This window comes from Desulfurivibrio modestus, from assembly GCF_044068625.1.
In the GTDB taxonomy this organism is placed as follows: Bacteria; Desulfobacterota; Desulfobulbia; order Desulfobulbales; family Desulfurivibrionaceae; genus Desulfurivibrio.
Window position 1 is genome coordinate 58,867 of the sequence record NZ_JBIPKH010000007.1, and the last position, 20,010, is coordinate 78,876.

A 20,010-nucleotide genomic window follows, 5' to 3' on the forward strand; every position below is an offset into this window, starting at 1 on the left:
TTACATAGTGGTATAGCGAGGACCGCCGCCCGCCTCGGGCACCGTCCAGCGGATATTGTCGTAGGGGCATTTACGCTGGCAGGTCTTGCAGTGCAGGCAGTTGGAGGGGTTGGCCGGCCGCGGCTGATCTCCGATCCGCTCATAAACCCCGGCCGGACAGAAGGTGACGCAGGGCGCCCCGTAGGTGGCCAGACACCGCTCCCGGCAGATGGTGGGATCAGCGATCAGCAGATGGCAGGGCTCCTCCTCGCGGTGAGCGGTCTGGGCCAGGGCGGTAAAGGCATCCTTGTCAAAGGGCCGGGAGGGCTTCAAGGGATAGCTTCTTCCGCCGGCAAGATGGGTATAGTCCGGGGCGACTTTAAACTGAGGCAGCAGGCGGCCCAGCAGGGCCAGCCCCATCCCGGCCAGGGTGCCGAACCTGGCGATGCTCTGGCGAAAATTTTTGGCTTCCGCCATCTCAGCCAGCACCCCGGCCCGCTCCAGGCCGGCGGTGTAATTCACGGCCAGGTTTTCCGGAGCCGCCGGGGCGGCGGCCACCGCTTCGGCGGCGGCGATTCCCGAGTGGATGGCGTTATGCAGGCCCTTGATCTTGAGCATGTTGACCAGGCCGGCGGCATCGCCCAGCAGGGTCACGTTGCCCCGGCCAATCGCGCCATCATAGGGGCTGCGGGGCACGGCGTAAAGACCGCCCTCGGGGATCATCTTGGCCCCGGCCTCCACCACCGTGCCGCCGGCGATATAGCGGGCCACCGCCGGATGGGCCTTGAACAGGGTCAGGGCGTCCTGGGGATTGAAATCGTGATAGGAGTAGTCGAGCCCGGCGATAATCCCCACCGCCAGCCGATTATCCCCCATGGGGTAGATGATACCGCCCCCGAAAATATCGGGGCCGGCAACCGGGGTCCAGAGGGGGTAGCCCATGGCGTGGACCACCCGCTCGTCACTGAATTGCCGGTACTGCTCGTCGCTGACCCGGATCAGCTCCTTGACCCCCAGGGAGTAGAGTTGCTCCCCGGCCCGCCGCAGACCGGCGGCGGCGATGAATTGTTCACTGAGCAATCCGTCGCAACCCTCGGCCAGCAGAATAAAATCGGCTTTGATGGTCTCCCCGGCCAGGAAATTGACCTGGGGCTCCCCCGTCCGATCACGGCCCTGATCCACCAGCCTTACCCCGCCGGCCCGGCCGGTCGCCTGCTGCCAAAGCAGCTCGGCGGCGGCAAAACCGGGCAACACCTCCACTCCGATGCCGGTGGCGATCCCACTCAACCAGGCAACCAGGCGGCTGACCGAACAGATATAGTCCCCCTCATGGATCATACGGCCGTAGCCCAGGCCCAGCAGCCGCGCCAGTTTGAGCAGCGGCCGCAACTGCAGAGAGCCCCGGGCGGTGAGCAGCAGCACATCGTCGCTCTTCACCCGGGCCGGCAAAACCTCGCGGGCGACCGGGGTTTCCCGCCACTCAGGGATCAGGGGGTCCAGCAGGCGGGCCAGGCATTCCGGCTCCAGCACCGCCCCGGAAAGGCCGTGGTTGCCGGGGGCGGCCCCCTTGTCGATCACGCAGACCGCCAGTTCCGGCTTGAGCCTTTTGATGGTGATGGCCGCCGCCAGCCCCGCCGGGCCCGCCCCGACGATCAGTACGTCAACCTTGCTGAAATCCTCGCTTGCCTGGCTCATACCGCATCCTTAAGGGCACTGATAAGTTCGGGAAGCACCTGTTCGGCCCGACCCACCAGGTAGTAGTCACACTGCTTGAAGATCGGGGCGTGGGGGTCGGCGTTGATCGCCACGATGGTGCCGCTGCCCGCCACCCCGATCATATGCTGGATCGCCCCGGAGATCCCGACGGCGATGTAGAGCTTGGGCCCAACTGCGGTGCCGGTCTGCCCCACCTGGAAGGCACGTTCGATAAAGCCCTGCTCCACCGCCGCCCGGGAGGCGCCCTTGCCCACCTTGACCTTGCAGCTCTCCCCCACCACCACCGCCAGTTGATCCAGCAGCCGGGCGAAGTTGTCCTTACTGCCCAGCCCCTTGCCGCCGCCGACAATCACATCACAGTGGAAATCGACCTTGGCGCCGCCCTCTTCACGGTGCAGGATCCTGAGGCTTAAATCCTCGGCGCTGATCTCGGACCGCCACTGAACAATTTCGCCTTTACGGGCGGGATCAGGCGGCAGGCGCCGCATCACCCCGGGCCGGGCGGTGGCCATCTGGCAACTGGAGTTGCGACTGCAGATGGTGGCCATCACGTTGCCGCCCAGGGCCGGCCGGGTCTGCATCAACACCGCCACCTGCTTTTTCCGGGTAACATCGCGGATGGTCAGTTCGGTACAATCGGCGGTGAGGCCGCAACCAACCCGGTAGGCCACCATGGGGGCCAGCACCCGGCCCTGGGGGGTGGCCCCAAAGAGCAAGATCTGGGGGCGGTGGGCGTTGAACAGCTCGGCCACCACCTTGCGCCAGCTTAAAGGATCGAAGCTTGCCAGCAGCGGATCCTGGGCCAGATAAACCCGGTCGGCCCCGGCGGCGATCAGTTCCGGGGCCAGCTGTTCCACCCCCTGGCCCAGCAGCACCACCCCCACCGGCACCTCCAGGGAGTCCGCCAGTTCACGGGCCTTGCCGGTCAACTCCAGGGTGGCGGCGTTGAGCGCCCCATCCTCCTCCCGTTCGGCCATTACCCAAACCTCACCCTGGTAGGCGGTGGCGGTATGGGTCAGGCCATCAAGCATCTCGGCGGCGATCTTGGGGGAGAGCTGCAGGGCTGGATCGGCCAGGATCTCCTCCCGCAACTCGGCGGTCAGCTGGCCGGGGTCGCTGATCTTCCGGGCCGCCAGCAGTTCCGCCAACTGTTTGAAATCGGAACACTCTTTTTCGGTGCCCTCAAAGGGGCGCTCAAACCAGGATAAGCGGCGGGCGGGCAGACGATAACTCCCGGCGCCCTCGGGGAGATCCCGGGCGGGGCCCTCTCCCCCCCCCTCGTTCAAGGTATCCCGCACCACCCGGGCCAGCTCGGCCACCGTGTCCACCTGCCTGACCAGACGGCTGGTCTTGGGCGGCGGAAAAACCCGAATAACTCTGGTTTTGGAACCGGCATTACCCATGGCGGTGGGCTTGACGTCATCGGCCCCCCACTTGATCAGGCTTTCACGATGGGCTCGGCGGGTGGCGGCAAAGGAGGGATAGAGGGGGTACTCATATTTGGCCACGGTGATCACCGCCGGCAGCCGCAGGCCCTCCACCACCTGGGCCCCGCCGGAGATTATCTGGCGGAACCGGAAACGACCGTCCCGAAACTCCACCCCGGTGGCGTAAGGGATGCAGGATATTCCCAACTCCTCGGCAATCTGGGGCGGCACCTGGGCGGTATCCCCGTCCACCGACTGCATCCCGCAAACCACGTAGTAATCGTCGGAACCGGCCAGCATTTCGGCCCGAATCTTCAGAATGGCATGGGCCAGGGGATTGGCGGTGGCCGGGGTATCGGCTCCCCCCAGGGCCCGGTCGGTGAGCAGCACCGCCGAGTCCGCGCCCCGACTCAGGCCGTAGCGCAACACCTCAGCCGCCATGGGCGGCCCCATGGAGAGGCAGATGATCCGGCCCTGACCATCGCCGGCCAGCTCCTTCATCCGCCGGGCAAAGGCCAGGGCCTGGGCGTCCAGTTCATTGATCACGCTGGCCAACCGCGCACGGATCAGATTGCCGGTTTCCGGATCAAAAGCGTTGTCGGTGATCCGGGCCACATCCGGCACCTGTTTGACCAAAACGATATAATCACTCATGGAACGAGCCGCTCCCGCATAGAATTTTCAACGTACTACCGGCTTCAAAATACTTGAATTTGGCCGATTCCGCACGGAGTTTCCCCACCTTTACTCCAGGGCCAAAGTCAGTTGCCGGGAGAAAACCCGGCCGGGAACCAGTCGGGCGCCCAGCCGCATCATATGGTCGCTCTTCACCTGGCAGTCGATCATCACGCAACCGGCCTGCCGGAGCCCGGCCACCAGGTGGGCCAGGGCCGCCTTGGAGGCGTCCGGCACCCGACTGAACATCGATTCGCCAAAAAAGACCTTGCCCAGGGCCACCCCGTAAATACCACCCACCAGCTCATCATCCCGGTAACACTCCACCGAATGGGCATGGCCCAGTTCATGGAGCCGGCAGTAGGCCTCGACCATCGCCTCATCCAGCCAGCTTCCCTCCTGTCCCGGCCGGTGAATTTCGGCGCAGGCCCGAATCACCGCCCCAAAATCCCGGTTCATACTGAAGCTGAAAAAGCCCTGCCGCAGCTTGCGGGTCAGGCGGCGGCTGCAATGAAACTCCTCGGGCAGCAAAACCAGCCGGGGATCCGGCGCCCACCAGAGGATGGGCTCCCCCGGCGAGTACCAGGGGAAAATCCCCAACCGGTAGGCCAGCAACAGGCGTTCCGGCTTCAGGTCCCCCCCCACCGCCAGCAGGCCGTCGGCCCGGGCCAGGTCGGGGGGCGGGAAAAACAATCTATGGTCCAACTGGAACACCGGCATAATTTTACAAAAATGTCATTAGTGGCAATTTTAATCTCAGCACGATTACAAAATCGTCAAGCATCCGCCACCCAAAAGGTACCAAGGGCTCGGGAGTCGTCGGCGCTTATTGTCTCATCTTTTCAAAGCGTTGGCCAGCCAAACCCGACTGTTCGCGGCCATTGGCACGCTTTTTGATCATGGACCTGACCGGCACAGGACGGTAACCCCGGTTCCCCGCGAACCGGACAGACAAAGCAAGGAGGAGTCAAGATGAAGAAAATCGAAGCAATTATCAAGCCCTTTAAGCTGGACGCGGTCAAGGAAGCCGTGACCGCGCTGGGGGTCCACGGCATGACGGTCAGTGAAGTCAAGGGGTTCGGCCGGCAAAAGGGTCACACCGAAATTTACCGGGGGGCCGAGTATGTAGTGGATTTCGTAGCCAAGGTCAAGGTGGAGATCGTGGTCGAAAGCGAGCGGGCCGAGCAGGTGATGGAAACCATCGTTAAAGCGGCCCGCAACGGCAATATCGGCGACGGCAAAATCTTTGTCTCGCCGGTGGAGAAGGTTTGCCGGATCCGCACCGGCGAGTTGAACCAGGACGCCATCTGAAACCTGAAACGAACAATTTTAAGCAAGCTGCGAAGGAGAGCAACTGTCATGAAAACCAACAAACTAATCAAGATCGGCGTCCTGACGGGCCTGGCGGCCGCCTGGCCGTCCCTGCTGCTGGCCGGCGACGGTGAGGCCCTTTACACCGCCAACAACACCTGGATGCTGGTGGCCACCTTTCTGGTCTTCCTGATGCACCTGGGTTTTGCCTCCCTGGAGGCCGGCATGACCCGGGCCAAGAACACCGTCAACATTCTCTATAAAAACACCGCCATCATCGCCATCGGTCTGCTGACCTACGCGGTGGTGGGCTTCAACCTGATGTACCCCGGCGACTTTGCCCTGGGAGCCTGGCTGGGCTTTGCCGGCTTCGGCATCGGGGTGGGACCGGAAGATCTCAAGATCATTGATGACGGGGTGGGCGTTTACACCTACTGGACCGATTTTATCTTCCAGGCGATGTTCGCCGCCACCGCCGCGACCATCGTTTCCGGCGCGGTGGCCGAGCGGATCAAACTCCACAGCTTTCTGATCTTCACCACCATCTACGTGGCCCTGGTCTATCCCTGGCTGGGCAGTTGGCAGTGGGGCGGGGGCTGGCTCGACGGCATGGGCTTCTACGACTTTGCCGGCTCCACCCTGGTCCACTCGGTGGGCGGCTGGGCGGCTTTAGCCGGGGTGATCGTGCTGGGCCCGCGGCTGGGCAAATATGTCGGCGGCGGCATCCGACCGATTCCCGGCCACAACATGCCTTTGGCCACCATCGGGGTCTTTCTCCTCTGGCTGGGCTGGTTCGGCTTCAACGGCGGCTCGGTACTCTCCGCCGATCCGGCCATGGTATCCTATGTTTTCGTAACCACGGCCCTGGCTGCCGCCGCAGGAGTCGTAGCCGCCATGCTGGTTTCCTGGCTGGTCACCGGCAAGCCCGATCTGACCATGGCCCTTAACGGCGCCCTGGCCGGCCTGGTGGGGATCACCGCCGGGGCCGATGTGGTCAGCGTGAGCGGCGCGGTGATTATCGGCCTGATCGCGGGACTCCTGGTGGTTTTCTCGATCCTGCTGCTCGATCGCCTGAAGCTCGACGACCCGGTGGGCGCCATCTCGGTCCACCTGACCTGCGGGGTCTGGGGCACCCTGGCGGTGGGGATCTTCGCCGCGGAATACTCCCTGCTGGTGCAGTTGCTGGGGGTGGTTGCCTACGGCGTGGCCGCCTTCGTCGCCGCCCTGGCGATTTTCCTGACCCTCAAGGTTACCATGGGGATCCGGGTTAGCGAAGAGGAAGAGCGGCGCGGGCTCGACATCACCGAACATGGCATGGAGGCCTACTCCGGGTTCGAGATGAACCCCTCCTCTTAAAACAGAACCGGCGGCACGGCAGCACCCTTACCCTGCCGTGCCGCCGCTTGGTTTGGCCTTACCTGGCTTGCCACCCAATCTCATTAGGAGACCGATACCATGAAATTCCTGGTGTTACAGCATGGGGCCTGGGAAGGGCCGGGACAGTTCCTGCTCGATTCAGCCCGGCGGCTCAAGATCGAATTGGCGGTCTGCAAGGTCTGGCAGGAGCCGATCCCCGACCCCCTTAAGGGGTTCGACGCCCTGCTGATTCTGGGGGGCGGAGCCAATGTCGACCAGGAGGAGCAGTACCCCTTTCTCCGGGAAGAGAAGGCGATGATCCGCCGGGCGGTGGCCGCCGATCTGCCCTGCCTGGGGATCTGCCTGGGCCACCAGCTGCTGGCCGAGGCCCTGGGGGCCCGGATTGGCCGCAATTTCCGCACCAGTATCGGCTTCATCCCCGGCCATCTCACCCATGCCGGCCGGGAGCACCCGGTGTTCGCCGACGACTGCAAGCAGCCGATCCCCCTCTACAAATGGCACGGCTACACGGTACTGGAACCCCTGCCCCGCAACCTTACCCTTCTGCTGACCTCGGACCACTGCCAGGTGGAGGCGATCTCGGTGATCGACCGCCCCCATCTGCTGGGGCTGCAGTCGGACAACCATGCCGCCGATCCCCGCGACGTGGCGCTCTGGCTGGAACAGGACCGGGAGTGGCTGAGCGCCATCCGCGACCAGCAGATCAAGCCCGCCGAGATCCTGGCCGCAGCCCGGGAGCAGGCCAAAAAAATCGGCCGTGACTTTCAGCGGCTGCTGAGCAACTACCTGTTGTTAATCAAATAAAATTCCATCCCCCTACTCCCCCAGCAGATGCAGCAGCACCCGGCGCCGGTGGGGGTTGGCGCGATGCTCCCAGAGGTAGATCCCCTGCCAGGTCCCCAGCGCCAGCCGGCCCTCGACCAAGGGGATGCCGATGGAGGTCTGGGTCAGGGCGCAACGGATATGGGCCGACATATCATCGGGACCCTCGCTGCAATGGCGCCAGCCGGGCTGCCCATCGGGGGAAAGTTCGGCGAAGAAGGCGTTGAGATCGTGACAAACGTCGGGATCGGCGTTCTCCTGGATCAGCAGGGAAGCGGAGGTGTGCAGACAGAACAGGGTCAACAGCCCTTGGCGCAGACCGCTGCCGGCCACAAAAGCGCGCACCTGATCGGTGAATTCAAACAGTCCCCGGCGATTACTGTTGATCTCCAGGGTGTTGCTGACAATCCTGACCATGGCGTCCTCCTCCGGATTGACAAGGGGGGGGTAAGAACAATCACCGCAGTTCAATGAACTCAAGGTAGGCCACCGCCGATTCCCCGGTGTTGTCGGCATCGCCCATGATCGCCAGCCTGGCCTCGCGGGGCGGATCTTCGCCGAAAGCCGCCCGATAATCCGCCAGGATATCGACCTCTTCCGTGAGCCAACGCCCCAACTCGTTTTCACCCCAACGAACTATGACCATCACGGCCCGGTCGGTGTAGGGATTGGCCAGGATACGCCGCTCCTGTTCCCGGTTGGCCCAAATGTAGTTCAGGCTGGCATGGGGCGGATATTCACCATACAACAGCCGGGCGATCCGGTAGGTGGCCCGCATGCCCAAACTCGCGCGCTGGGGGTCGTAGGCGAACAGCACGTAAACGCGCAGGGGGTAGTCATCCCCATCCTTACGGGTGGCATCCCCTTGGCGGTAAACATTTTCCACCCGCCAGCGCCAGCGCAGAACGTTATGAACCATGGGGTCGAATTTTTGCCGGTGCACCAGCCCCGAAGCGGATTTATCCGCCTCAACCCGCAACACCCGGCGCCCCTCCTCCAACTCAACGATACGGTAATCGCTATGACGGGGGATTTTGGGAAAGGTCAGCGGTCGCCAATCCTCCAGATCGGCAAAATCCACCCGGACCGCCACCCCTGAATCCGCCCAAACCCCTTCCGGCCAGCCTGACCCTAAAATGGCTCCGAAAAACAGAACCACCAGCCACCATTTCCCGAAAATATTGCCTTTCAAGATTCCCCGACCAGCTTGCCGGCTCACTCGGGCGGGAAGTGGACCGGGATGGTTTGGCCGACCTCCACCACTGCGTTCTGCTGCCCCACAAACTCCAGATCCTCGTCGCTGGCCGGATCATCCTGATCGGCCTGACAGGTCAGCGCCAGGGTATAATCCCCGGCGGGCAGAAAGGCGGCCCGATAGCAATAGTTGCCCTCATCTTCCTGGAAGCGAACCGGAGCAGCCACCAGGGGGCCCTGGTTTTGGTCGATGTTGATATCCTCCGGCTGGGTGTCACGGTCGGGAAAAACATAAATCGCCACCCCGATTTCAGAAGGGCAGAGTGCGGCCACGTCAACCTGGCCGGCCACCGCCCCCACCTCACTGTTGTCGATCAGGCGCAAGGTGGGCCGCAGCTTGTAGCCCTGGGCGTCCAGCACCAACGATTTGCGCAGATCGAAATCGATGGTGAAATCGGTACGCCCCCCCGCCGGAACGACAAATCCCCGGTTAAGTTTAAGGCCGGTCTGATCGCCGCTGGGCACGGTCAGCTCATGCTCCCCGGTGGCGGTCACCAGATAGGTGTCACTGACGCCGGGCTCGGCATCCACCATTAACCGGATCCACTCATACTTACCGGCGGGCAGAAGTTCCTCTTCGAGCAGCCACTCCGAGCCGCCTCCCTCCAAGGCCAGCAACTCAATCCGCTTGGGCTGCTCGCTGAAATCGAAAAACTGCCGGCCATGGGTGCTGCTCTGCAACTCAACACCGCTGAACTGCACCCAGACTTCGGTGGCATCAGCCACCGGCGCGTCGGTAACACTCAACGACAATGTACCCTGGGGCACGGCGACATCTCCGGAGCCACCGCTGCAACCCGCCAGCAGGGCGGCAGACCAGCCTGCAATCACTAACCCGTTGAGCATTTTCATCTTTTTCTCCCCTGGTGAACTCTTTCTGAAGGCGCCGGACAAAAAAAATCAACTTTGCCTACCAACTCCTCGGATTACTGATTATAACAGAGTTTCACCGCAAGGGTCAACGGGCCAATGGGGATCAAAAAAAATGGCACCTTTCAAGTCCGCAAGCGGGCCAGGGCCGCGTTCTGCCGGGAGGAAACCTCTTGGGCCCGCCGATGTTCAAGGGACTGGATCAGACCATCAAGCTCCTTTTGAATACCCTTGATCTCCTCGATCCGGCTCCCGATCCCGGCGGCGGTCTCGTTGACCGAGTCCGCCAGATCCCCCAGCGGATCCCCGGTCCGCAGCCGCACCCGCTGACCAAACTCGCCCTCCCGCAGTGTTTTTAAAGCCTGCTGAATTCGATAGACCGGTCCGGCGATCTTCTGGGGCAAAAACAGAGCCAAAACCATGCCGCTCAAAAGGCTTACCAAAGCGCCGGCGGCCATGACGGGAAGCAGCAAGTCGCTGATTCGGCGCACCTGGATGTGGGCTGAATAAAAGTTTGCCGAAATCTCCTGGCGGGCATAGAGAAACAGCACCAGGGCCGCTACCAGCGAACTGAGCAGCACCACCCCGAGGATGCGCACCAGCAGCCAGAGCTGAAATTGGCGCATTACAGCAAGGTTGAGCTTTTTCCTTTTATGATAAGTCATTGATGATCCCTTCCCGTTCATTCTTGCTGGAGTTAGCGCATATTACGGTGGCAGCCGACGCACAGTTCCCGCTGCACGGCCTTGATCAGGCGATAAGGGTTGTCGGACCCATGAAATTGATGACAGGACATGCAGGTGATCCGCCCATCGGGCAGGGTTGGATACTCAAGGGGGACAGTCATCCCCGGCGGCGGCAGCACATTCACCGGATGGGAGGCGCCCAGTTGTTTGGAGTGACAACCCAGACACACCTCCATGGAGGTTGCCAGCTTGCCGTTGAGCCCGGCGTGATGGTTCACAACCGGCCCATCCTCCCCGCCCCCCAGGACCGCCGGGAGTGCGCCACGAGCAAACTCCCGGACTCCCAGGGAGACGGTCGCCGGATCGGGCAACGACAATTGGACCAGATAGTACTCACCCAGGCGCTGAAAACGGCTTGCAAAAGCTGGCTTTGCCACGGGGGAATCCGGGCGGCCAACGGTCGGCGGCCGACTGATCGCCAAAGGCTTCTTGGTGGAAAAGCTCAGGGTTTCGGAGAGTTGAGTACGGCCAAAAAGATCGCGCGATTCGACAGCAAAGCGATAGGAGGTTCCCGGCTGCAGATCGTAAAGCACCACTCGATGGTTTTGACTGAGCCGACTGCTGGGGGGCGAAAGCTGCGTGAGATCCCCGGCACCGTAACGGACCCGGGCATCCGCCAGGGTGTCGGTACGCCAGCCGATGGTGGCCGAAAGAAAGATACCACGCCGCACTTCCAGCAATTGCACGTCGGAGATGACCGGAGGCCGACCCCGGTCTGCAACCTCAGCCAAGCCGGCCAGCGGCGGCACGGAGATGGTTTGCGGTGGAAAGTTCCCCCCAGGGCCGTGGAACTCCACCTCCAGGCTCTCCCCAACCTGTTTGGCCGGCAGGAGGAAACCATGCTCGGTATGGGGCACGGCACTTTCAACCAGCCAGTTGATCTTGCCCAGCTCAACAGATTTTCCTGCCATCCCCGGGTCACCGGTTGAACTCACTGCCGGGGCCGCGTGGCAAACCCCGCAGCGCTGCCGCGTAAACGGTTCATGCAGATAACGACTCTGAACATTCCGCTCCAGGGTCGCCCGATGACACTGATAACACGACCGGAAATCTGTTTCCCCGGCCTCTGGATGAATGGCGGCCTGCCCCCAGGAACTGGGAGTAATCAGTATAATTAGCGAAAAAAGCAGAAATGAGAACCTGTAAAGTCCAATCATGGCAGCCCGACAGAAATATAAGTTTTATTTGTTTTTTATCCATTGCCCTTCGCTTGTCAATATAATCCGCCCCCCCCCAAAGAAACTTTTGCCGAAGCAACTTGTTAAGAGATATTACTCTGTGCCCCATATGCGAAGAGAGTGAAAGGGCGCAATGGGCTGCCCAGCCTATTATGCGGCTGTTGGCCTCCGTTTTTAAAGTTGACAATCCTGGTGCCAACCACTATAGCCGATAAGATGAGTTATCAACCGCAAACCGCCCAGCAAATATCCCCCTCCAGCCCCCCGGCCCGGGCCGGCAACAGGTTTAATCTCACCCGCTATTTTTCACTGATCTCCTTCGTTCTGGTTTTGCTGGCCGGGATCGTGCTGGGGGGATATTTCCACCATCTCGCCAGGGATGCCGTGATCAGGGAGGCGGAAAGCAGCAATATCAGCCTGACCAAGATCGTGCGCAATGCCCTGTGGATCGATATCGCCGCCGCGCTGACCTCCGCCCCGGGCCGGGACCCGGCCGAGCTGCGGGCGGCCAACGCCCAGGCCGACCTGCTGACCAAAGTGGTCAACCTGACCCGAGACAGCGACGTCCTCAAGATCAAGGTTTACGATGGCCGAGGGATAGCGGTCTTCTCCTCGGAAACCGGCTAAACCGGCGAGGACGCCTCCGAAAAGCCGGGTTTTCTGGCCGCCATTGGCGGCGGGATCGCCAGCGACCTCAAGCATCGGGAGCGCTTCGTGGCCATCGACGGCGAACGAATGGCCATCGATTTCATCGCGACCTACGTCCCACTGCTCGATGAGCGGGGAAAGGTGATCGGGGTGTTTGAGATCTACCGGGATGTGACCCCGCTGCTCAAGCGGGTGCGGCTGACCTTCATCAAGGTGGCGGCGGTCACCTTCAGCGCCGCTCTGCTCCTCTACCTTCTCCAGTTACTGGTGGTTCACCGGGCCCAACGAATCCTCCGGGACCAGGCCCGGTCCCTGGAGGACAAGACGGCGAGCATCAAGGCCATCGTCGAGACGGCGGCGGACGGGATCATCACCACCGACCAGCAGGGCCGGATTCTCACCTTCAACCACGCCGCCGAAAACATTTTCGGCTACGCGGCCGCCGAAATCGTCGGCCGGAACGTCAAAGAGCTGATGCCCGAGCCCCATCAAGCCAGGCATGATCAATATATGCGCCGCCACCTGGAAGATGGCGACACCAAGATTGTGGGGGGCCGAGCCGAGGTGACGGGCCGGCGCCGGGATGGCTCCACCTTTCCGCTCTCGCTGGCCATCAGCGAGATGACCATCGGCGCCGAGAAACATTTCACCGCCATCGGTCGGGACATTTCAGACCAGAAGGAAACGGAAGCGGCCCTGATCGCCTCCCGGGAAGCCGCCGAGAAGGCCAATCGGGCCAAGGGGGATTTCCTGGCCAACATCTCCCATGAGATCCGCACCCCGATGAACGCCATCATCGGCCTCACCCACCTCTGCCTGAAAACCGAACTGACCGCCAAACAGCGGGACTTTCTGCAAAAGGTGTATGACTCGGCTCAATCGCTCCTGCGAATGCTCAACGACGTTCTCGATTTTTCCAAGATCGAGGCCGGCAAGCTGGAAGTGGAAGCCGTTCCCTTCTCTCCGGCGGAGGTACTGGGACAGCTTGGCGCCATCGTGGAGGCCAAGATCGAGGCCAGGAAGCTGCGCTTCACCATTGCAACCGCCCCCGAAGTGCCGGCTCGGGTAATCGGCGACCCCCTGCGCTTAAGCCAGGTCCTGATCAACCTGGTGAGCAACGCGGTAAAATTCACCCACCGGGGTGAAATCGCGGTGCAAACGGAAGTGGCCGAGGAGAGGGCACACGATCTCCTGCTGCGGTTCACCGTGCGCGACAGCGGCATCGGCATGACCCCGGAACAGTGCGCCCTGGTCTTCCAGCCCTTCTGCCAGGCCGACACCTCCACCACTCGCAAATATGGCGGCACCGGGCTGGGCTTGGCCATCTGCCGGGAACTGGTGGAATTGATGGGCGGCGCCATCCGGGTGGAGAGCAGCCCTGGGGTGGGTTCAACTTTTATTTTTCTGATCCAGGTGGGCAGGGTCGATCCGGAATCGGCCGATTCCCGGCCCGGTCCGGCGGCCGCTCAAGGGGAGAATCGTCTCAGGGGGTCCCGGCTGTTGCTGGCCGAAGACGATGCCGTCAACCGCCAGGTGGCCCAGGAGTTGCTGGCCGATCTGGGCATCCACCTCACCGTGGTGGAAAACGGGGCCCAGGCCCTGGCCCGCCTGAACCATGAGGAGTTCGACGGGGTGCTACTGGATCTGCAGATGCCGGTAATGGACGGGATTACCACCGCCGGCAAGATCCGCGCCCAGGCCAGATTCAAAACCCTGCCGCTCATCGCCATCACCGCCAACGCCATGGCCTGCGACCGGGAAAAGTGCCGGGCGGCCGGCATCAACGACCATATCGACAAGCCCATCAACCCGCACAAGATGCTGACCACCCTGGTCAGATGGATCGTCCCGGCCCACCGGCCCCACCAGCCGGAACCAGCTCCCACCACCGCAGGTATCGGTCGGCAATCGGCGGATTTGGGGGAGCTGCCCGAACTGCCCGGCCTCCAGGTTCGGGAAGCGCTCCGCAGGCTCAACGGCAATATCAATCTCTATTACCTGGTGTTGCGAGAGTTCAAGCGCGACCACAGCCAGATGGTCACCGATCTGCGAGCCGCCCTGACGGCGGGCGACAAGCGGCAGGCGGCCATTCTGGCCCACACCTTGAAGGGTTTGAGCGGAACCATCGGCGCCCAGGCCCTGGCGGCCATGGCCGAAAATCTGGAGCAGCGGATCAGCGGGGTCCAGAGCGACGACCTGGAATCCCTGCTCACGGCCCTGGAGCAGGGGCTGGCCGAAGTAATCCAGACCATCACCCCCATCCTGGACCGCCGGCAACATGGCGGCGCAAAGACCTGGCAGAAAACATGAACGACGAGACCTCAAAAACGATTCTGGTGGTGGACGACACCCAAATCAACATCATGATCCTGCAGGGAATTCTGGAGGAATTCTACAGGGTACAAGGAGCCACCAGCGGCCGGCAGGCCCTCAGAGCCGCCCTCTCCTCTCCCCCGCCCGACCTGATCCTGCTGGATGTGATGATGCCGGAGATGGATGGCTACGAGGTCTGCCGCCGGCTCAAGGCCGATGAAAAAACCAAGGATATCCCCATCATTTTCGTCACCTCCAGATCCGGGGAGGAGGACGAAGCCCTGGGCTTTGCCCTGGGGGCCGCCGACTATATCACCAAGCCGATCAGCGCCCCCATCGTTCTGGCCAGGGTCAAGACCCACCTGGAGATGTATGACCGCCGCCGCCACCTGGAGTCGCTGGTTCAGGACCAGACCCGGCATCTGCTGGCCAAGTCAGAGGAGCTGCAACAGACCCGCCTGGAGATCATCCGCTGCCTGGGCCGAGCCGCCGAGTATCGGGACAACGAAACGGGAATGCACGTGATCCGGATGAGCTTCTACACCGGGATGTTGGCCAGGAGGGCGGGGTTGACCGAGGCCGAGGCCGACCTGATCATGCACGCCTCCATGATGCACGATGTGGGTAAAATCGGGATCAGCGACCTGATCCTGCTCAAACCCGGCAAGCTGACCTTCGAGGAGTTTGAGGTCATCAAGAAACACCCCCAGATCGGGGCGGAGATCATCGGCGACCATGAGTTCGAACTGCTCAAGCTCTCCAAAGCCATCGCCTTGACCCATCATGAAAAATGGAACGGCCGGGGCTACCCCTACGGCCTGGCCGGCGCGGAGATCCCCCTGGCCGGCCGGATCACCTCGGTGGCCGACATTTTTGACGCCCTGACTTCGACCCGCCCCTACAAAGGCGCCTGGACGGTGGATGAGGCCCTGGCTCTGATCAGCAAAGAGGCTGGCCAGGCCCTGGATCCCCGCCTGGTCCCCCTCTTCCTCGACCTCCGGTCGGAGGTGGAAAAGATCATGGGCGCCTTCGCCGACGAAACCCCGTAGCCTCGCCGGGTCAACCCTCCCCGTCGGAATCGGAACCGACCAGGGCCCCCAGGGCCGGCAGGAGCCCTTCGACCAGGCGGCACACCCGATCAAGCTCCTCTCCGGCCATGCCGGGGCCGGACAAAGCCTGCTCCAGAGCGGCACAGGCCGCGGCGAGATCCCGGGCCCCGATGTAGGCCGCGGCGGACTTCAGGGAGTGGACCTTAATCTGCAGGGTCTCACCATCACCGGCCCGAGCCAGCCGGCGCAAGCAGTCGCCGACCTGGGCAAACTCCCGGGCGAAACTGAGCACCAGTTTGCGATAGAGGGGCCGGTTATAATCCAGATCATCCAGGGCGCCGTCAACATCCAGGGCCAACTCCCGCAGGGCCGGCAGCAGCTGATCCCCTTGCACCGCCGCCGGGGGGGGATAATCCGGTGCCGGACCTCCCCTCCAGTCTGGAAGCAGCCAGCTTTGCAGCAAAGCGTAAAGGCTCTCGGCCCTGAGCGGTTTGGTCAGGTGGGCATTCATTCCCACGGCCAGGCCTTTTAGCCGATCTTCCTCCATGGCCTGGGCGGTCAGGGCGATGATCGGCAACCCTTCGCGCTCCGGGAGCCGGCGGATCGCCGCCGTGGCGGCCAGGCCGTCCAGGCCGGGCATCCGCAGATCCATCAGCACCAGATCATAAGGGCGGCTCCGTACCCGCTCCACGGCCTGATAACCATCGGCGGCATGATCCACTTTCGCTCCGGTTTTGGCCAAGAAGGCCAGGGCCACCTGGCGGTTGACGGCATCATCCTCCGCCAGCAGCAGCCGGAAGCCGGAAAGATCAGGCACCGCCCCTCCCCGGAGCGGTGGCGCCGGCTCCGGGCACTCCCGGGGGTTGACCTTCACCGGCAAGCGCAAGACAAAGCTGAAGGTGGCTCCGTGGCCTAGCCGGCTTTCAACCTGAATCCGCCCCCCCATCAGCCCAACCAACTGGGCGCTGATCGCCAGTCCCAGCCCGGTGCCACCGAATCTACGGGCAATGGAGGCGTCCAGCTGGGAAAAGGCGTTAAACAGCTCCTCCTGTTGGGTCGCCGGAATCCCGATACCGGTATCGGCCACCGAGAACCCCAGGACCACCTCAGCGGCGGTACTCTCCAGCAGCTTGACCGCCAGCACCACCCGCCCCCGGTTGGTGAACTTAACACTGTTACCCAGCAGGTTGACCAGGACCTGCTGCAGCCGCAGAGGGTCACCGGTCAGCCAGGTGGGCAGCTCCGGAGCGGCATCCAGGATCAGCTCCAGCCCTTTGCGCCAGGCCTCGGGCTGACAGAGCGCCAAGCTGCGCCCCAGCACCTCCTCCAGCGCGAAAGGGGTTTGTTCCAGGGCCAGCCGCCCGGCTTCACTTTTGGAATAATCAAGAATATCGTTGATAAGCGCGAGCAAGGTTTCGCCCGAAGCGCGGATCTGCTCCAGATAATCCCGCTGCCGATCTTCAAGACCGCTCTCCAGCACCAGGCCGCTTAAGCCGATCACCGCGTTGAGCGGGGTGCGCAACTCATGGCTCATGTTGGCCAGAAAACGGCTTTTGGCCTCGCTGGCCGCTTCCGCCTGCTCCTTGGCCGCCGCCAGTTCGGCGGTCCGCTCCCGCACCTTGCGCTCCAGCTCCAGATTCAACTGCTCATACTGCTCATTAAGCAACTCGGCCCGCTCCATGGCCTCAACCATGCGGCTCTCCGTCTGCTTTAGATCCTTAATGTTGCGGGCCACTCCGGCGATATACTCAACCCGGCCGTCGGCCTCCACCAGGGGCACCAGCATGGTGTACCAGTAATCATCACCCAAGCCCGGCTCCTCGTAGGTCATGGGTTGCCGGGTGGCGACACAGCGAGCGTAACGGGCCTGGATGGCCGCATACATTTCCGGGGGCAGGAGCTCGTCAAAGGGGCGGCTCAGGTCCACGCCGGGGGGGAATGCCCGCCGCTGCACGGGATTGTAGGCCGCCAGCCAGTAGCGGCCCCCCCGGACCCGGACGATGAACATCGAGTCAGGTGAGTGCCGCCAAAGCAGATGCAAGCTCTGCTCCAAGGGGGGATGGGGGTTACGCTTGGCCACGGGAGCTCACCGGACAACGGTCGCCAACTTCCGAGCTGCCGGCGAGGAGCCGGCACTCCTCCAGAAAACGCAGATGGGCTTGATCGGCGGCCAGTTGGGCTTCATGGCGCCGGTCGTTGATTTCGCTGATATTTTCATGGACCAGGCCGACAAAATCCCGGTCAAGCCGGTGATACTCCACCATATCCCGCATGATTCGCTCGGTGCCGGCGGCGCTGATACCGCAACGATAAGGCCGATCCTCCATCAGGGCGGTGAAGGTATCGGCCACCGCCAGAATCCGAGCGCCCTGGGGAATCTCCTCCCCCTTCATGCGAAAGGGATAACCGCTGCCATCCAACCGTTCGTGGTGCAGCGAACCCCACTGGCCGATATCCTCGAAGCCCGGGATTGGGCGCAGAATCTCCCCGGTGTAATAGGGATGCTTATAAATAATGGCTAAATCCCCACTGGCCAGCCCCTGCCGTTTTTCCAGGATTTCGGCGGGCACCACCAGCTTGCCGATATCATGCAACCAGCCGGCAATCATGATCCGATCGGGATCAGCTGGCATAAAGCCGCTGCGAGCGGCCAGGGCCGAGGCCACGGCGGCCACCCCGCTGGAGTGGGTGGCGGTGAACCGGCTCCGGAAGTCGATCAGGCGCCGGAACATCTCCGCCAGGGCCAGCAGCTGGCCGCGGTCAAACTCCAAGGCGGCCAGGGGAAAACGCTGTTCCAGAATGGCGCCCACCCCGGGCGAGGTCAAATCAAGCCAGAAAGCTTCCCGCCCGGCCAGCTCCAGGAAGGCCTCAACCTGGTCGGGGGCGAACATCTCCCCGGACCCGGCCTTGATCCTGGCAACAATTTCCCTTTGCTGGGCCAGAATCTCCCGGGTCGGATCAATTTGTACCGCGACCCGGTCGGCCAGATGGATGATATGGCTGAGCCGGGGCACCTCCTCCCCCTCCTCCGCGCCCCCCCGGCCATGTTGCCAGTAGAGGTGATGGAAACGGACGATCCGGGCCAGCTCGGCAAAGGGCGCAAATCCCGCCAGCAGCGAAGCCCCCGGCAGGGTGTGACGCGCGGGGGTTGCCACTTCAAATTCAAAGGCCTCCAGGCGGGTACCCACCGTCAGCCCCCCGATATCGTGGACGGCGGCGGCCAGAATCAGTCGCCGCAACTCTTCCTGATTCAGACCCAGGTTACTGCCCAGGGCGGCGGCGACAAAGGCAACCCGCCGATGATGGTTGACCAGGACCGGACTCACCAGGTCGGTGGCGGCGGCGATGCCGGCGAGCAGGGGATAAAGCTCGACGCGGGTCTTGACAGCTGTTTCAGATGGCATGCTGGTTTTCCGATTTTGACCTGAAAGATGAAGATTGAACTGCCCTACCCCGCAAATCGCACCAAGGGCCATCTGCGCCCGGCTGGACGCAAATAGTGTTCATCGGGATAACCCAGGGCGATCACCGCGTGGATCCGCTCCTCGGGGGGGATTCCCCAATCCTGCTGGATGGCTCGCTCCCGCCGCATCGCCTCCACCGCGAAACCGATGAGACAGGAGCCCAACCCCACGGCATGGGCCGCCAACAGGATATTCTGGCTGGCCAGCAGCGCATCCTCGGCCGGACAGCTGGCTTCCGGCCGGCTGCCCACCAGGATGGCGGCCGGGGCCCCGTGGAAAAGCAGATCCACCCCCTCTTCCCGCCAGACCCGCAAGGCTTTGGCGGTGGTCCGGGCGTAACGGCGGTGATAACGGCCCAAAGCGTCGCCACCCAGCAGCCGGGAATAGAGCCTGGCCAGGGGATTGGCCGCCAGCCGGTTGAGCTTCCCGAAGAAAAGTCCAACCCGGTCGCCCAGGGCAATCACCTGCTCCCGCCGCTCCAGAACGGTAAAAGTCCACTGCTGGCTGTTGGTCCCCGAAGGCGCGGTAATTCCGGCCCGGACCAGATCGGTCAGCAGGGCCCTGGCCACCGGCCGCAGCCGGTAATTGCGGCAGGAGCGGCGGGAGCGCATCAGCTGCACCAACAGGGCCGGATCATACTCGCCCGGGGCCAAAGCCTTGGGCTCGACCCGCAAAGTCTCGAACCGAACGGCCTCGTCGGCCAGGGCCCGGACCTGAATGGCGCCGACGGGACAGACCGCGGCGCAATGGCCGCAAGCCAGCGAGCGGCTGCCGCTGACCACCGCCTTGCCATCCCGCAAACTGAGGGTATCGGCGGGGCAGACCCGCACGCAGAGTCCGCAGCCGGTACAGCGCTCGCCATCGATAACGGTGGTCACTTCCCGATTCATCTCTTTTCGTCCTTGCTAGCTGCCGGCATGGCACTTAAGGCAACTTTCATCGCTCCACCCGGTATGTTTCTGCGGATAAGGCACCACCCCAGCAAGGCCGTGGCAGCGGCGGCACTCCCCCATCCCCTCCATGGGATGGGGAACCGGCCTGGCCGCCCCCGCCACCGATGACTCCTGCCGCCGCAGCAGCTCCGGGGATTGCAGGAGGGCGAAGGCCACGCTGGCCAAAAGGATCAGCACCCCCACCGTAATCGCCAACTGGGTGGAATAGAACTCTCTCACGCCACCTCT

General features: G+C 63.0%; 18 protein-coding genes. 6 read left to right on the top strand and 12 right to left on the bottom strand.

Going from position 1 to position 20,010, the window contains the following annotated elements; all coding sequences use genetic code 11:
- From ACHHRT_RS06185 to aat, 3 genes are all read right to left on the bottom strand, one after another.
- On the bottom strand, window positions 1-1,674 hold the full coding sequence (locus tag ACHHRT_RS06185; RefSeq protein WP_395498801.1) for an electron transfer flavoprotein-ubiquinone oxidoreductase: 1,674 nt from the start codon (window positions 1,672-1,674) through the stop codon (window positions 1-3).
- On the bottom strand, window positions 1,671-3,776 hold the full coding sequence (locus ACHHRT_RS06190) for an FAD-binding protein (protein WP_395498803.1): 2,106 nt from the start codon (window positions 3,774-3,776) through the stop codon (window positions 1,671-1,673). The genes ACHHRT_RS06185 and ACHHRT_RS06190 overlap by 4 nt, the downstream gene beginning before the upstream one ends.
- A 90-nt stretch (window positions 3,777-3,866) precedes the next feature.
- Window positions 3,867-4,517: a leucyl/phenylalanyl-tRNA--protein transferase gene (aat, locus tag ACHHRT_RS06195; protein ID WP_395498805.1), complete on the bottom strand. Its 651-nt coding sequence runs from the start codon at window positions 4,515-4,517 to the stop codon at window positions 3,867-3,869.
- A 252-nt stretch (window positions 4,518-4,769) separates the two neighbouring features.
- Here aat and ACHHRT_RS06200 point away from each other — a divergent pair, with 252 nt between their 5' ends.
- From ACHHRT_RS06200 to ACHHRT_RS06210, 3 genes are all read left to right on the top strand, one after another.
- Window positions 4,770-5,108 carry a P-II family nitrogen regulator gene (locus ACHHRT_RS06200; protein ID WP_395498807.1) on the top strand — a complete coding sequence of 113 codons (339 nt, stop codon included), beginning with the start codon at window positions 4,770-4,772 and terminating at the stop codon, window positions 5,106-5,108.
- Between the two features lie 48 nt (window positions 5,109-5,156).
- Complete coding sequence (locus ACHHRT_RS06205; protein WP_395498809.1) at window positions 5,157-6,464, top strand: ammonium transporter; 1,308 nt, start codon at window positions 5,157-5,159, stop codon at window positions 6,462-6,464.
- Window positions 6,465-6,563: 99 nt separating this feature from the next.
- The gene (locus tag ACHHRT_RS06210; protein ID WP_395498811.1) at window positions 6,564-7,289 is read left to right on the top strand and encodes a type 1 glutamine amidotransferase; all 726 of its coding nucleotides are present in this window, start codon (window positions 6,564-6,566) and stop codon (window positions 7,287-7,289) included.
- A 12-nt stretch (window positions 7,290-7,301) separates the two neighbouring features.
- Here the strand turns inward: ACHHRT_RS06210 and ACHHRT_RS06215 are convergent, their stop codons facing one another.
- The 5 genes from ACHHRT_RS06215 to ACHHRT_RS06235 all read right to left on the bottom strand — a co-directional run bounded on the left by ACHHRT_RS06215 (window position 7,302) and on the right by ACHHRT_RS06235 (window position 11,088).
- A complete protein-coding gene (locus tag ACHHRT_RS06215; protein WP_395498813.1) occupies window positions 7,302-7,724 on the bottom strand; it encodes a secondary thiamine-phosphate synthase enzyme YjbQ in 423 nt (140 codons plus the stop codon).
- A 40-nt stretch (window positions 7,725-7,764) separates the two neighbouring features.
- The gene (locus tag ACHHRT_RS06220) at window positions 7,765-8,499 is read right to left on the bottom strand and encodes a DUF3047 domain-containing protein (RefSeq protein ID WP_395498815.1); all 735 of its coding nucleotides are present in this window, start codon (window positions 8,497-8,499) and stop codon (window positions 7,765-7,767) included.
- Between the two features lie 23 nt (window positions 8,500-8,522).
- The gene (locus ACHHRT_RS06225) at window positions 8,523-9,413 is read right to left on the bottom strand and encodes a DUF4382 domain-containing protein (RefSeq protein ID WP_395498817.1); all 891 of its coding nucleotides are present in this window, start codon (window positions 9,411-9,413) and stop codon (window positions 8,523-8,525) included.
- Window positions 9,414-9,556: 143 nt separating this feature from the next.
- Window positions 9,557-10,057, bottom strand: coding sequence for a HAMP domain-containing protein (locus ACHHRT_RS06230; RefSeq protein ID WP_395498819.1), 501 nt, complete (start codon window positions 10,055-10,057; stop codon window positions 9,557-9,559).
- A 71-nt stretch (window positions 10,058-10,128) separates the two neighbouring features.
- Complete coding sequence (locus ACHHRT_RS06235; protein WP_395498821.1) at window positions 10,129-11,088, bottom strand: cytochrome c3 family protein; 960 nt, start codon at window positions 11,086-11,088, stop codon at window positions 10,129-10,131.
- A gap of 483 nt (window positions 11,089-11,571) precedes the next feature.
- On the opposite strand from ACHHRT_RS06235, the gene ACHHRT_RS06240 reads away from it, so the two are divergent.
- The 3 genes from ACHHRT_RS06240 (at window position 11,572) to ACHHRT_RS06250 (ending at window position 15,365) form a co-directional block, all read left to right on the top strand.
- Complete coding sequence (locus tag ACHHRT_RS06240) at window positions 11,572-11,982, top strand: hypothetical protein (RefSeq protein ID WP_395498823.1); 411 nt, start codon at window positions 11,572-11,574, stop codon at window positions 11,980-11,982.
- An 87-nt stretch (window positions 11,983-12,069) separates the two neighbouring features.
- Complete coding sequence (locus tag ACHHRT_RS06245; RefSeq protein WP_395498825.1) at window positions 12,070-14,313, top strand: PAS domain S-box protein; 2,244 nt, start codon at window positions 12,070-12,072, stop codon at window positions 14,311-14,313.
- Window positions 14,310-15,365: an HD-GYP domain-containing protein gene (locus tag ACHHRT_RS06250; protein ID WP_395498827.1), complete on the top strand. Its 1,056-nt coding sequence runs from the start codon at window positions 14,310-14,312 to the stop codon at window positions 15,363-15,365. Before ACHHRT_RS06245 ends, ACHHRT_RS06250 begins: the two co-directional genes overlap by 4 nt.
- Before the next feature lie 10 nt (window positions 15,366-15,375).
- Here the strand turns inward: ACHHRT_RS06250 and ACHHRT_RS06255 are convergent, their stop codons facing one another.
- The 4 genes from ACHHRT_RS06255 to ACHHRT_RS06270 are packed head-to-tail and all read right to left on the bottom strand — an operon-like array spanning window position 15,376 to window position 20,001.
- Window positions 15,376-17,445 carry an ATP-binding protein gene (locus tag ACHHRT_RS06255; RefSeq protein WP_395498829.1) on the bottom strand — a complete coding sequence of 690 codons (2,070 nt, stop codon included), beginning with the start codon at window positions 17,443-17,445 and terminating at the stop codon, window positions 15,376-15,378.
- Window positions 17,432-18,769 carry an HD domain-containing phosphohydrolase gene (locus tag ACHHRT_RS06260; protein ID WP_395498831.1) on the bottom strand — a complete coding sequence of 446 codons (1,338 nt, stop codon included), beginning with the start codon at window positions 18,767-18,769 and terminating at the stop codon, window positions 17,432-17,434. The genes ACHHRT_RS06255 and ACHHRT_RS06260 overlap by 14 nt, the downstream gene beginning before the upstream one ends.
- Before the next feature lie 44 nt (window positions 18,770-18,813).
- Window positions 18,814-19,719, bottom strand: a complete 906-nt coding sequence (locus tag ACHHRT_RS06265; RefSeq protein WP_395498833.1) for a nitroreductase family protein — start codon at window positions 19,717-19,719, stop codon at window positions 18,814-18,816.
- Between the two features lie 15 nt (window positions 19,720-19,734).
- The gene (locus ACHHRT_RS06270) at window positions 19,735-20,001 is read right to left on the bottom strand and encodes a hypothetical protein (RefSeq protein ID WP_395498835.1); all 267 of its coding nucleotides are present in this window, start codon (window positions 19,999-20,001) and stop codon (window positions 19,735-19,737) included.
- Window positions 20,002-20,010 lie beyond the last annotated feature (9 nt).